Annotated in this window: 12 protein-coding genes; 9 read left to right on the top strand and 3 right to left on the bottom strand. The window is 68.0% G+C overall.

Going from position 1 to position 13,472, the window contains the following annotated elements; all coding sequences use genetic code 11:
* Positions 1-67: 67 nt before the first annotated feature.
* Together C0541_RS02940 and ubiH are read right to left on the bottom strand one after the other, a co-directional pair.
* A complete protein-coding gene (locus C0541_RS02940) occupies positions 68-1,249 on the bottom strand; it encodes a UbiH/UbiF family hydroxylase (RefSeq protein ID WP_115045601.1) in 1,182 nt (393 codons plus the stop codon).
* Positions 1,246-2,454, bottom strand: coding sequence for a 2-octaprenyl-6-methoxyphenyl hydroxylase (gene ubiH / locus C0541_RS02935; RefSeq protein ID WP_115045600.1), 1,209 nt, complete (start codon positions 2,452-2,454; stop codon positions 1,246-1,248). Before ubiH ends, C0541_RS02940 begins: the two co-directional genes overlap by 4 nt.
* Before the next feature lie 286 nt (positions 2,455-2,740).
* Between ubiH and C0541_RS02925 the strand changes: the two genes are divergently transcribed.
* From C0541_RS02925 to C0541_RS02885, 9 genes are all read left to right on the top strand, one after another.
* Positions 2,741-3,319, top strand: a complete 579-nt coding sequence (locus tag C0541_RS02925) for a hypothetical protein (protein WP_115045598.1) — start codon at positions 2,741-2,743, stop codon at positions 3,317-3,319.
* Position 3,320: 1 nt separating this feature from the next.
* Positions 3,321-3,878: a cob(I)yrinic acid a,c-diamide adenosyltransferase gene (locus C0541_RS02920; protein ID WP_115045597.1), complete on the top strand. Its 558-nt coding sequence runs from the start codon at positions 3,321-3,323 to the stop codon at positions 3,876-3,878.
* 37 nt (positions 3,879-3,915) lie between these two features.
* The gene (locus C0541_RS02915; protein WP_115045596.1) at positions 3,916-4,824 is read left to right on the top strand and encodes a histone deacetylase family protein; all 909 of its coding nucleotides are present in this window, start codon (positions 3,916-3,918) and stop codon (positions 4,822-4,824) included.
* 126 nt (positions 4,825-4,950) lie between these two features.
* A complete protein-coding gene (gene lptD, locus C0541_RS02910; protein ID WP_115045595.1) occupies positions 4,951-7,392 on the top strand; it encodes an LPS-assembly protein LptD in 2,442 nt (813 codons plus the stop codon).
* Positions 7,389-8,780: a peptidylprolyl isomerase gene (locus tag C0541_RS02905; protein WP_115045594.1), complete on the top strand. Its 1,392-nt coding sequence runs from the start codon at positions 7,389-7,391 to the stop codon at positions 8,778-8,780. The genes lptD and C0541_RS02905 overlap by 4 nt, the downstream gene beginning before the upstream one ends.
* Positions 8,781-8,784: 4 nt before the next feature.
* Positions 8,785-9,753 carry a 4-hydroxythreonine-4-phosphate dehydrogenase PdxA gene (pdxA, locus tag C0541_RS02900; RefSeq protein WP_115045593.1) on the top strand — a complete coding sequence of 323 codons (969 nt, stop codon included), beginning with the start codon at positions 8,785-8,787 and terminating at the stop codon, positions 9,751-9,753.
* 115 nt (positions 9,754-9,868) lie between these two features.
* On the top strand, positions 9,869-10,657 hold the full coding sequence (gene rsmA / locus C0541_RS02895) for a 16S rRNA (adenine(1518)-N(6)/adenine(1519)-N(6))-dimethyltransferase RsmA (protein WP_115045592.1): 789 nt from the start codon (positions 9,869-9,871) through the stop codon (positions 10,655-10,657).
* 36 nt (positions 10,658-10,693) lie between these two features.
* Positions 10,694-11,077, top strand: coding sequence for a Co2+/Mg2+ efflux protein ApaG (gene apaG / locus C0541_RS02890; protein ID WP_039523655.1), 384 nt, complete (start codon positions 10,694-10,696; stop codon positions 11,075-11,077).
* 28 nt (positions 11,078-11,105) lie between these two features.
* Positions 11,106-12,059 carry a symmetrical bis(5'-nucleosyl)-tetraphosphatase gene (locus C0541_RS02885; RefSeq protein WP_115045591.1) on the top strand — a complete coding sequence of 318 codons (954 nt, stop codon included), beginning with the start codon at positions 11,106-11,108 and terminating at the stop codon, positions 12,057-12,059.
* Positions 12,060-12,129: 70 nt separating this feature from the next.
* Here C0541_RS02885 and sfnG read toward each other — a convergent pair whose 3' ends face one another.
* Positions 12,130-13,233 (bottom strand): dimethylsulfone monooxygenase SfnG, encoded by a 1,104-nt coding sequence (sfnG, locus tag C0541_RS02880; protein WP_115045590.1) that lies wholly within the window; start codon positions 13,231-13,233, stop codon positions 12,130-12,132.
* Between the last annotated feature and the right edge of the window lie 239 nt (positions 13,234-13,472).

Genomic DNA, 13,472 nt, shown 5'->3' with positions numbered 1-13,472 from the left:
TGCCTGCGCTATAAGCGTATAAGCATACAAAGACGACCGACGCCATTCGCCTCGGCCGGCTGGCCGCTCATGTGCTGCCGGAGGCGCGCTTCCACAACACATCGACCAGCGGCGGCAACCTGCCGGCCAGCCCGAGCACCGACCCGCGCAACAGGGTCAGGTGCATCTCGTCGTTGGAGAACACCGTGTTGATGGCATCGAAGCCATAGGCGGCCACGGTATTTTCGCTGCGGCGGGTGCGTGCCCAGCGCTGCAGCCGATGCGGGGCGGCCCAGTCCGCGCGTTTTGCCAGCGCATGGCGCACCTCATCGCGCAACGCAGCGACATCGCGCAGGCCCAGGTTGACGCCCTGCCCGGCCAGCGGATGCACCACGTGCGCGGCATCGCCCAGGGTCAGCACGCGACCGCTGACGTACTGCTCCACCAGTTGCCGCTGCAGCGGAAACGCCGCGCGGGCAGACACCACGCGCACCTGCCCCAACCGCGCCGCGAAGGCCTGGGTCAGCTCGCGCGCGAAGCCGGCATCGTCCAGTGCCAGCACGCGCTCGGCCTCGGCATCCGGCAGGGTCCATACGATCGAACTGCGGCCATCGGCGAACGGCAGGAATGCCAGCGGGCCGGTGGTCAGAAAGCGCTGCCAGGCGGTGGCCTGATGCGGTAGTTCGGTCTCCACGAAGGCGACCACGCCGCGCTGCGCGTAGGCGTGCCGCGACACCGGCAGGCCGGCAAGCTCGCGCAAGGTCGATGCGGCGCCATCGGCAGCGATGGCGATCGCTGCGTCCAGGCGGCTGCCATCGTCCAGGCGCAGGCGCACGCTGTGTGCATCCTGTTCCAGCTCGACCACGCGTGCCGGGCAATGCACCTGGATGCCGGCCGCGTGCACGGCCGCCCACAGGCGATCGACCAGCACCGCGTGTTCGACGATCCAACCGAGTTGTTCGCGGCCCAGGGTATCCGCGTCAAAGCGCAGTTCACCGCCACCGGCTGCATCCCAGACCCGCATGCGCCGGTACGGCTGCACCCGGGCAGCGCGCACGGCGGCCCATACGCCCAGGCTGTCGAGCAGCGCGGCATTGTCGGCCGCGAAGGCATACACGCGCAGATCGGGCTGGTCGGCCCGCCAGCGCGCAGGTTCGCGGCCTTCGATCAGGGCCACGCTCAGGCCGGCATCGGCCAGGGCCAGCGCACAGGCGGCCCCGACCACGCCGCCACCGACGATCAACGCATCGCGGCTACCACGGCGGCTCATGCGACGCCCCTGCACAGCTGCGGCACATCGCCACGGAACCCCATCGCCCCGCCGACCAGCATCGACTGCAGCGGCGCCGCCTGCGAGGTGGCGAGCAGGCCAAGGCTGCGCAACGGCCGCAGCAACGGCGCCGGGTTGCCGGTGAGCCGCGCCAGCCCGCTGGAGAACCCGATGGTCTGCTCGCGGTCCACGCGTCGGCGCGCCAGGTACTCGGCCAGCAACGCGCCTGCACCGGCATCGTTGCGATCGTGCTCGATCAATTCGGCCAGCGTCAGCGCATCGCGCAAGCCGAGGTTGAAGCCCTGCGCGCCGATCGGGTGCAGCGTCTGCGCGGCGTTGCCGAGCAGCACCACGCGCTCGGCGACCAGTGCATTGGCCAGCACCTGCACCAGCGGATATGCGCTGCGTTCGCCGCTGGCGACAAAACGCCCGGCGCGCCATCCGGCCGCCCGCTGCAACCGGGCCAGCCAGCCGGCTTCGTCGAGCGCGGCCACCGCCTCTGCCTCGGCGCGCGCCACGCAGTGGATCGCGCCGTAGTGGCGGTCGCCGCGCGGCAGCAGCGCGGTCGGCCCCTGCGCGCCGAAGCGCTCCCACGCGGTGCCATCCGGTGGGCGGGAGGCGCGCACCCGCGCCACGAACAGGGTCTGCAGGAAGTCGTGCGCATCGCTGCCGATATGCAGCAACTCGCGTACTGCACTATGGGTGCCGTCGGCGCCGACCACCAGCCGTGCCTGCACGCGCTGCTCGCCGTCATCGGTGGCGATCCGCAACGCGCGCATGCCGTCCTGGACCGGCTCGACCCCGATGCAGCGTGCCGGGCGATAGCGGCGCAGCCGGGTCAGCTCGTCCAGGCGCGCCTGCAAGGCCTCGCCGAAATCGCGCGCCACCACCACCTGGCCGAAGCTGTCGCGGCCGTAATCGGCCGCGTCCAGCTGCACACGGCCAAAGTCGCCGGCGCGGCTGACGTGGATGCGCCGGATCGGGCCGGGGGCGCTGCGCAGCTTGGCCATCACCCCCAGCACGCCCAGCGCATTGACGGTGGCGGCGGCAAAACTCAGGTTGCGCTGGTCGAACACCGCTGGCGGCGTACCGGCCGGGGTGGCTTCCACCAGCCCGACATCCAGGCCGATGCGGTCCAGTGCAATCGCCAGGCTGGAGCCGACCAGGCCGCCGCCGACGATCAGAACGTCATGTGGATGTGTCATCGCCACATGATAAGCCTTCGCCCATGACCCGTTGCCGCGTCCGGGTGGGACAGCTTGCCGCGCCCGGGCTGGCGTGGCGCGGCCGGCGTCTCACGCAAGGACCGCTGCCGCCCCTTGCCGGCGCAGGGCGCACCCGGACGCCCACCGGTCTGCAGCAGCGCTGGGCAGGCACCGCAGCGCTGCTCCCGTCGGCTGCGCCAAGGCAGGCCCCGCAAGACCGCCAGGGGCGCGGGCGTGCCGGGTTCCACGCTACACTCGCCAGCCTGTGTTCCAGCCCCTTCCGCGCATGACTCCTCGCTCGCACGACACCCTGATTCTGAGCCTGCTTGCCGTGCTGATGGCGGCCACGCGGATCAATCACTTCGCGCCGGTCCCGGACGCGTCCTGGGCGGTGTTCTTCATCGGCGGCTTTCACCTGGCCGCGCGCACCAGGCTGGCCTTCCCGCTGCTGATGCTGCTGGCGGTGGCGGTGGACTGGCTGGTGATCACCCGCCAGGGCCTGAGCTTCTGGCAGCACTACTGCGTGTCGCCGGCGTACTGGTGCCTGATCCCGGCGTATTTCGCGCTGTGGGCCGGCGGCATGTGGCTGCGTCGGCAGTACCACGGCGCGCAGTGGAGCGCGCTGGCCCGGCTGGTGCCGGCGCTATTGCTGTCGGTGGCGCTGTGCCAGTTGATCGCCCAGGGCAGCTTCTACTGGATCAGCGCCAGCGTGGCCGCGCCGACCGTGGCCGGCTGGTTCGAGAACTACACCGACTGGCTGTGGCCGTATCTGCGCAGTGCCGCGCTGTATGTGGCGGCTGCCGCAGCGGTCCAGCTGGCCGCCGAGCGCCTGGGCAGCGCACCCGGCCAGATCCAGGCCGGCTGAGATGGGCAACCGGCTCTCGCGGATCTATACCCGCACCGGCGACGACGGCAGCACCGGCCTGGGCGACGGCAGCCGTACCGGCAAGGATGCGCTGCGCGTCAACGCGTACGGCACCGTGGACGAGGCCAATTCGGCCATCGGCCTGCTGCTGGCCGCCCCCGGCGTGCCGGCACCGATCGCCGAGCTGCTGACCACCGTCCAGCACCAGTTGTTCGATCTGGGCGGCGAGCTATGCATCCCCGGCCATGCGGCGATCGACGGCGCCGATATCGACGCGCTGGAGCGCCAGCTGGACCTGTTCAACGACACGCTTCCCCCACTGAAGGAGTTCATCCTGCCGGCCGGCGGCGAGGCCGCTGCGCGCTGCCACCTGGCCCGCACCATCGTGCGCCGGGCCGAGCGCGAGACCGTCGCGCTGTCGCGCCGGGAGAGCGTGCGCAGCGAGGCGATCGGCTATTTGAATCGCCTGTCCGACCTGCTGTTCGTGCTCGCCCGCGTGCTGGCACGTGCCGACGGCCAGCAGGAAGTGCTGTGGCGGCACGACCGCCGGCGCAGCTGACCTGCACATGGCACGGCGGACAGGCTAGATTTGCCCCATGTTGGTCTTTACCCATCCCGCCTGCCTCGGTCACGACGCCGGCCCCGAGCATCCCGAACGTCCTGCCCGCCTGGAAGCGGTGGTGGAGGCGCTGCGCGATGCCTTCCCCGACCTGGACTGGCGCGAGGCGCCGCTGGCCAAGCTCGGCGACCTGTGCCGGGTGCACGAGCGCGAACAGGTGGACGCGGTGCTGGAAACCGCCTTCGACGGCCACCACCGGCTGGACGTGGACACCGTGATGTCGCCCGGCTCGCGCGCGGCGGCCTTACGCGCGGCCGGTGCCGGCATCGCGGCCGTGGATGCGGTGATGCAGGACGTCGCCCGCACGGCGTTCTGCGCGGTCCGCCCACCGGGCCATCACGCCACCGGGCAAGTGTCGATGGGCTTCTGCCTGTTCAACAACGTCGCCGTGGCGGCAGCGCATGCGCGCGACCGGCATGGGCTGGAACGGATCAGCATCGTGGATTTCGACGTCCACCACGGCAACGGCACGCAGGCGATCTTCGAGCGCGACCCGACCGTGCAGTATCTGAGCACCCACCAGTCCGGGCTCTATCCGCACTCGGGCAGCGTCTACGAGCGCGGCATCGGCAACATCCACAATCTGCTGCTGCAGCCGGGCAGCGACGGGCTGCGCTTCCGCAATGTGTGGGAAGACGAGATGCTGCCGCTGATCGATGCGTTCCGCCCGCAGCTGATCCTGATCTCGGCCGGCTTCGATGCGCATCTGCGCGATCCGCTGGCCGACCTGATGCTCGACGCCGACGATTTCGCCTGGCTGACCGGCGCGCTGCGCACCCTGGCCGGGCGGCATGCCCGTGGCCGGGTGGTGTCCATGCTGGAAGGCGGCTACGACCTGCAGGCCTTGCGCGAAAGCAGCGTGGCGCACGTGGCCGCGCTGCGTTGACCCCCCATGGCGCGGTGCTCGCGCCCCCATCGCGATGAACCTCGCCCTCCCGAGCAGGGAGCTCTTCATTGCCCCTATGCGGGGTATACGGCAAGCTAGTCGCCATTTTATTGGTTGAAATCACGCGTGCGCCGAGTTCTCCGCCTGCTGCCCCTGCCTTTGAGCATCGCCATCTGCCTTCCGGCCATGGCTGCCGACAAGCCGCTGAACTGGGGACTGTGCCCGGCCGTGGACCCGTTGCCCGGCTTCGACGGCGCCCCCGCCGCCGATGCCAAGGCCGCCGAAATCCGCCAGCAGTTGCCGACCGATATCGAAGGCGACCAGCTGTCCGGCACCAGCACCACTCCGCAGTACCAGGGCAACGTGGCGCTCAAGCGCGGCGACCAGTTCCTGGGTGCGGACAGCCTGCGCATGGACACCGAAACCGGCAACTACATCGCCGAAGGCCATGTCCGCTACCAGGACACCTCCTTCCGCATGGTCGCCGACCGTGCCGAAGGCAACCAGGACACCGACGCCCACAAGGTCACCAACATCCAGTACCAGCTGGTGGACCGGCGCGGCAATGGCGCGGCCGAATCGGTGGACCTGCAGGGCCAGGTCGGGCAGATGCACCGTTCGACCTACACCACCTGCGACCCCTCGCAGCCGATCTGGCGCGTGCGTGCGCCGGAAATCGACGTGGACAACGAGGAAGGCTTCGGTACCGCCCGCAATGCCGTGCTGCAGATCGGCAAGGTGCCGGTGCTGTATTTCCCGTGGTTCAAGTTCCCGATCGACGACCGTCGCCAGACCGGCCTGCTGTTTCCGCAGTTCGGCCTGTCCGGGCGCAACGGCTTTGACTACCTGCAGCCGATCTACCTGAACCTGGCCCCGAACTACGACGCCACCCTGCTGCCGCGCTACATGAGCAAGCGCGGTTTCATGTTCGGCACCGAGTTCCGCTACCTGTACGAAGGCGGCCGCGGCGAGATCACCGGCAACTACCTGCCCAACGACGACCTGCGGAAAAAAGACCGCGGCAGCGTCTTCTACAGCGGCTATCACAACATCAATGATCACTGGCAGGCGCGCAGCAGCATCTCCTGGGTCAGCGATACGCGCTATGTGGAGGACTTCACCAGCCGCCTGAACGGCATGGGCTCGGCCTCCAGCCTGCAGAGCACCATCGGCATCTACGGTACCGGCGAGACCTGGACCGCCGGCCTGATGGCCGACCGCTGGCAGCTGACCGACTACACCCTGGACGAGCGATCGCTACCCTACAACCGGCAGCCACGTGCCTATTTCACCTGGGAGAAACCGTTCGGCATTTTCGAGGCGGGCGTCTACGCCGAAGCCGTGCGCTTCACCCATGACGACTCCTACTTCGTCCAGCCTCCGAGCCCCAGCGCTCCAGGCGAAACAAACAACCGCGACGATGACGACGAGTACGTCCGCACAAACATCCGTAACCAGGAGTACGGCAGCGGTTCGCGCTTTGACATCAAGCCCTACATCTCGATGCCGCTGTCGGGTGCGGCCTGGTTCTTCACTCCGACCGTTGCATGGCGCTACACCACGTACCAGCTGGATTCGACGCTGGCCAACACCCCGCCGCTGACCGGCGACCGTTCCCCCTCGCGCAGCCTGCCGATCGCATCCGTGGATGCCGGCCTGTACTTCGACCGCGAGACCTCGGTGTTCGGCACCAACTATCTCAATACGCTGGAACCGCGCCTGTACTACCTGTACGTGCCGTACCGCGACCAGGACGACCTGCCGGTGTTCGACACCCGTCCGTTCACCTTCAGCTACGGGCAGCTGTTCCGCGACTCGCGCTACACCGGCGCCGACCGCCAGAACGACGCCAACCAGCTGACCCTGGCGGTGACCTCGCGCTGGCTGCGCCAGGAAGATGGCCGCGAGAAGCTGTCGCTGAGTGCCGGCCAGATCCTGTACTTCAACGACTCGCTGGTCACCATCAACAACAGCACCAATTCGGCCGCCGGCAGCGAACAACCCATCGAACAGGGCAAGTCCGCCTGGGTGGCCGATGCCAACTACATGATCAACGATCGCTGGTCGATGGGCGCCACCTACCAGTGGAACCCCAACTCGCGCAAGGAAGACCTGGCCAGCCTGCGTACGCGCTATCTGCTCAACAACGACGGCATCGTCAATCTGGCCTATCGCTACCGCCGCAATCCGACCAACAACACCGACCAGCTCGAGCAGGCCGATTTCTCGTTCCTGTACCCGATCAACCCCACCTGGAGTGCGGTCGGCCGTTACTACTACTCGCTGCTGGACCGCAAACCGCTGGAAATGATCGGTGGCGTGCAGTGGGACAGCTGCTGCCTGGCGGTGCGCGCGCTGGTGCGCCGGTTCGTGCGCAACCGCGATGGCGAGATGGACAACTCCATCCAGTTCGAGTTCGTGCTGAAGGGCTTGAGCTCGTTCGGGCAGAACACGGACCGCACTTTGCGCCGTGCTATTCTCGGCTATTACCGCGACGACCTGTACCTGGTCCCGCCCAGCAATACCACGACTAATCCGGACGATTACGATCCGAACTTGATTCCATGACCAAGCCTTTCTCCGTTGTTCTCGCCTCGCTGCTGGTAATCACCAGCACGCTCTCGCCGTTGGCCTCGGCACAGCAATCCCAGCCGCTGGACCGCATTGCCGCCATCGTCGACGAAGACGTGGTGCTGCAGAGCGAGCTCGATCGCGCCGTGCGCAACGTCAAGTCGCAGTACGCCGGCCGGGAAAACCAGCTGCCGCCGGACGATGTCCTGCAGCGCCAGGTGCTCGAGCGGCTGGTCCTGGTCAAGTTGCAGGTCGGCCGCGCCGATGGCAGCGGCATCCGCGTCAGCGACGAGGAACTCAACCGCGCCATCGCCAGCATCGCCCAGCAGAACGGCACCACCGTCGATGGCCTGCGCCAGAAGCTGGCGGCCGATGGCATGGGCTATGGCGATTTCCGTGCCTCGGTCCGGGACGAGATCATCGTGCAGCGCCTGCGCCAGAGCTTTGCGCAAAGCCGCATCAGCGTGAGCGAAGGCGAAGTGGACACCGCGCTGGCGCAGCAGGCCACCACCGGCAGCCAGTATCACCTGGCGCATATCCTGGTCGGTTTGCCGGAAGGTGCGACGGCCGATCAGATCGCCACCGGCCAGAAGAAGGTCGATGGCGTGAAGGCCTTGATCGACAAGGGCGAGCTGGATTTCTCGGCCGCCGCGGTCCGCTATTCCGACAGCCCCAATGCACTGGAAGGCGGCGATCTGGGCTGGCGCAGCCTGGACGAAATCCCCAACGCGTTCGCCCAGCTGATCCGCGACATGCAGCCTGGCCAGGTCGCCGGACCGCTGCGTGGTCCGAGCGGTTTCCAGCTGCTCAAGCTGGTGGAAATGCGCGACGCCAATGCCGGCGGCGAGAAGAAGCTGGTCACTGAATACAACGCACGCCACATCCTGGTGCGCATCGGCGACAACCAGACCGAAGCGCAGGCCAAGGCCAAGATCGACACATTGCGTGCGCGCATCACCGGCGGCGCCGACTTCCAGGCCGTTGCGAAGGAGTCGTCCGAAGACACCAACAGCCGTGGACAGGGTGGCGATCTGGGCTGGTTCCCGGCCGATGCATTCGGCCCGGACTTCGGCAAGCAGGTCGAAGGCCTGGCCGACGGCGCGGTGTCCGAACCGTTCCGCACCCAGGCGGGCTGGCACATCGTGCAGCGCGTGGGCAGCCGCCAGACCGACGTCAGTGCCGAGAGCCAGCGTGCGCAGATCCGTGAAACGATCGGCCGCCGCAAGCTGGAAGAAGAGTACAACCGCTACCTGCAGGAGCTGCGCGGCGAAGCGTACGTGAGCTTCCGCACCGGCGACCGCGCCGATGGCGATGCCACCGCCGCACCGGCCAAGCCGGCCGACCCTGCCGCACCGACCCCGCCGCCGGCACAGCCGACGCGCTGATTCGATGCTCCCGTCGCTCGCGCTGGTGCCAGGCGAGCCGGCCGGGATCGGGCCGGAACTGTGCGTCCGGCTTGCCCAGCGGCCGCGCTCGGACGCCCACCTGATCGCCTACGCCGATCCGGACACCCTGTACAGCGCCGCGAAGGCGCTGTCCTTGTCTGTGCGCTTGCTCGACCCGGATCAGCGTGCGCGCGCGCCCGGCGACCTGCCGCTGCATCCGGTTCGCCAGGCCGTGGCGACCCGCTTCGGCACGCCCGATCCCGCCAATGCGGAAGCGGTGATCGCCGGCCTGCGTGGCGCCGCCGGCGACTGCCTGTCCGGCACGCTGCAGGGCATCGTCACCGGCCCGGTGCACAAGGCGGTGATCAATGCCGGCGGCATCCCCTACACCGGCACCACCGAGCTGCTGGCCGACCAGGCGGGCTGCCCGGTGGTGATGATGCTGGCCAATGCCGTCGTGCGCGTCGCCCTGGTGACCACCCATCTGCCGCTGCGCGCTGTGGCCGATGCGATCACCGCCGATGCCGTCGCGCGCTGCCTGCGCATCACCGACGCCGCGATGCGCCGCGACTTCGGCCTGGAACGCCCGCGCATTGCCGTGCTCGGCCTCAATCCGCACGCCGGCGAGGACGGGCACCTGGGCCGCGAGGAACTGGACGTGATCATTCCGGTGCTGGAGCAGCTACGCGGCGACGGCATGCAGCTGATCGGCCCGCTGCCGGCAGATACCGCCTTCCTGCCGCAGAAACTCACCGGTTTCGATGCGGTGGTGGCGATGTATCACGACCAGGGCCTGCCGGTGCTCAAGTACAGCGGCTTCGAGCAGGCGGTCAACATCACGCTCGGCCTGCCCTATCCGCGCGTGGCGGTCGATCACGGCACCGCACTGGAGCTGGCCGGGCGCGGGATCGCCGACCCGTCCAGCCTGCTGGCAGCAACCGCCCTGTGCGCACGGCTGGCGGCACGCGGCTGAGCGAGGGACCATTGCCTGCGCCGGACGATGCGCAGCGTGTACGCAGCCCACCTGTCCTGCCAACCAGGCCCGCAACCGGCACCGCGTGCAGGCGCTGCCACGTTAAACTGCACGCATGAATCATTCCTTCAGCGCACCGGCCAAGAAGTCGCTTGGCCAGCACTTTCTTGCCGACCGGTATTACATCGACCGCATCGTGCAGGCGGTGGACCCGCGCGCCGGCCAGCACCTGGTCGAAATCGGCCCCGGTCAGGGCGCGATCACCTTTCCGCTGCTGCGCAGGCACGGCGCACTGACCGTGATCGAATTCGACCGCGACCTGATCGCACCACTGACCGACGCCGCCGCACCGATCGGCGCGCTGAGCATCATCCATCGCGATGTGCTCAGCGTGGATTTCACTGCGCTGGCCGATGGCACGCCGATCCGCTTGGTCGGCAACCTGCCCTACAACATCTCCTCGCCGATCCTGTTCCATGCGCTGGACCATGCCGCAGCGGTGGCCGACATGCACTTCATGCTGCAGAAGGAAGTGGTCGACCGCATGGCCGCCGGCCCCGGCAGCAAGGTGTATGGGCGGTTGAGCGTGATGCTGCAGGCGTACTGCGAGGTGACCGCGCTGTTCGTGGTGCCGCCGGGTGCGTTCCGGCCGCCACCGAAGGTGGACTCGGCGGTGGTACGGCTGGTGCCGCGCGATCCGGCCACGGTGCTGATCAGGGATCGGCGGCGGTTTGCCGACGTGGTGCGCGCCGGCTTCGGCCAGCGCCGCAAGACCCTGCGCAATGCCTTGTCCAACGTCTGCGAGCCCGCCCATTTCGAGGCCGCGCAGGTGCGCCCGGATGCACGCGCCGAACAACTCGAGGTCGCGGATTTCATCCGTCTGGCCAATGTCGAGCTGGCTTGAGCGCCGCTCCCACACGGTTTTCTTTAGACTTTCCGCATGCACGATGATCCACGCTACCGGGTCGAGGTCGAGGTGTCGCCCCGCTTCCTCGCCCATCAGTCGACCCCCGACGAAGGCCGCTATGCCTTCGCCTACAGCATCCGCATCCAGAACGCGGGCGCCGTGCCCGCGCGCCTGATCGCGCGTCACTGGCAGATCACCGACGCCAACGGACGCACCGAGCGGGTGGATGGCGAAGGCGTGGTCGGCGAGCAGCCCTGGCTGCGTCCCGGCGAGGCCTTCAGTTACACCTCCGGCGTGCTGCTGGAGACCGAGCAGGGACAGATGCAAGGTCACTACGACATGGTGGCCGACGATGGCACCGAATTCACCGCCCCGATCGCCGCCTTCGTGCTGAGCGTACCCAGGACGCTGCACTGATGGATGCTGGAACGATGGAGCGCACGCGATGAGCGTCTGGGCAATTGGCGATCTGCAGGGGTGCTACGACATCACCCAGCGCCTGCTGGAAAAAATCAACTTCGACCCCGCACAGGACACCTTGTGGTTCTGCGGAGACCTGGTCAACCGCGGCGGCCAATCGCTGGAAACGCTGCGCCTGGTGCATTCGCTGCGTGCGCATAGCGTGGTGGTGCTGGGCAACCATGACCTGTCGCTGCTGGCGATCGGCGCGCGTTCGGAAGAAGAGCAGCGCAAGGTCAATCCGGACCTGCTGCGCATCGTGCTGGCCGAAGACCGCGACCTGCTGCTGGAATGGCTGCGGATGCAGAAGCTGGCGCATGTGGACCGCGACCTGGGCTGGATGATGATCCATGCCGGGCTTGCGCCGAAGTGGACCACGCAGATGGCCGAGAAGCATGCACGCGAGGTCGAGCAGCAACTGCAGGGTGGCGGCTATCGCAAGCTGCTGCGCAACATGTACGGCGACCAGCCCGGCTGGTCGCCGGGCCTGAGCGGCTACGACCGCAGCCGCGCGATCATCAACCTGTTCACGCGCATGCGCTATTGCACCCCACGCGGGCGCATCGGCACCGACGACAAGGGCACGCCCGGCACACAGGCGCAGGGCCTGTATCCGTGGTTCGAGGTGCCGGGCCGGGTCGAGCGCGATCTCAAGATCGTCTGCGGGCACTGGTCTGCGCTCGGGCTGACCATCACCCAGGGCGTGCATGCCATCGATACCGGTGCGGTGTGGGGCGGCAAGCTCACCGCGCTGCAGCTGGATACCGACGAACTGCGCGTGGTGCAGGTGCCGGGCATCCCGATCACGCAGCCGCCGCAGACCGCGCAGCGCAGCCGGCCGCCGCGCCGTCGGCAGCGCCAGCGCGGTGGCGCCGACAACGCGAACGCCGGCTCCCCGCGGTCTCCGCAGGCGGCGCCGCAGCCGCCCGCAGCAGACTGACACGCGGGCCTGGTCTGTGCATGCCGGGGCCATGCCTCGGCAAGCACCTGCCGGCACGGTCGTGCATCGGCTACGCGACCGGCACGCCCGCACGTTCGGCTTCCAGCGCGCGGACGCGCGGCAGGACTTCACGACCGAAGTAGTCGACTTCCTCGATGAAGTGCAGGAAGCCGCACAGCACCAGATCCACGCCCACGTCCTGCAGGGCGAGGATGCGTTCGGCGATCTGCTGCGGGGTGCCGATCAGGTTGGTGCGGAAGCCGTCGTTGTACTGCACCAGATCCTCGAACGTGGAGGTGGCCCAATTGCCCTCCCCTTCCGGCGATGCCTGCCCGGCCTGGCGCGCGGCGTCGCCGAACGCCTTGACCGCATCGACATGCGCATGCGCGATGATCTCCTGCAGCACCGCCTGCGCCTCTGCCTCGGTGTCGCGTGCGATGACGAACGCATTGACGCCGACCCTGACGGTATGGCCGTTGGCTGCGGCCTTGGTCTGGATGTCGTCGATCTGCAGCCGCAACTGCTCCGGTGTATTGCCGTTGGTGAAGTACCAGTCCGACACACTGGCCGCGTTGTCGCGCGCCGCGCGCGAGCTACCGCCCTGGAAGATCTCCGGATGCGGCTTCTGCAGCGGCTTGGGGCTGAGGGTGTAGTCGTTGAAACGATAGAAATCGCCATGGAAACTGAAGCTGTCCTGCGTCCAGATGCCTTTCAGCACCTGGATGAATTCCCTGGAGCGACGATAGCGCTCGTCGTGCTCCAGCCACGGCTCGCCGATGGCGACGAACTCGCCCTTGAACCAGCCGCTGACCACGTTGATGGCGATGCGCCCGTTGCTGATGTGATCGATGGTGGCGATCTGCTTGGCCACCACTGCCGGCGTCCATGGCCCGGGCAGGATCGCGGCCAGCACCTTCAGCCGCGTGGTGGCATGCAGCAAGGCCTGACTGAAGGACACCGACTCGTGCTGGTGCTCGGCGCCGTAGCCGGCGGTGAACCGGATCTGGGTAAGCGCATAGTCGAAGCCAGCCCGTTCGGCCGTCTGCGCCAGGCGCACGTTGTAGTCCAGACGCCAGTCGGTGCGCTGCGGGATCGTGCTGACGACCAGCCCGCCACTGACATTGGGTACCCAGTAGGCAAACGTCAGCGGCGCGGTTTTTTTTGAATGGCGCATTTGCAAACTCCTCGTTCAAGAGACGCTGGATCGGACAGCGCACATGCGGGTATGTGGGCCATGGCGGAACTGCGACGGCCACGTTGCGGCGGTCGCGTTGCAGCATTCAATCCATCACTGCCAACAGACGCGGCGCCCGCCGGACGCTGTTCCACCGCAGCACTGCACGCACATTGCGTGCCATCGATGCGGATCGGCGGAATCGGTACCTGCAGGTTGCGACGCGCTGGAGAAAGTCG

The sequence above is a fragment of the Xanthomonas arboricola genome (assembly GCF_003353015.1).
Taxonomy (GTDB): Bacteria; Pseudomonadota; Gammaproteobacteria; order Xanthomonadales; family Xanthomonadaceae; genus Xanthomonas; species Xanthomonas arboricola_E.
This window is presented reverse-complemented; position numbering and strand designations above follow the sequence as displayed.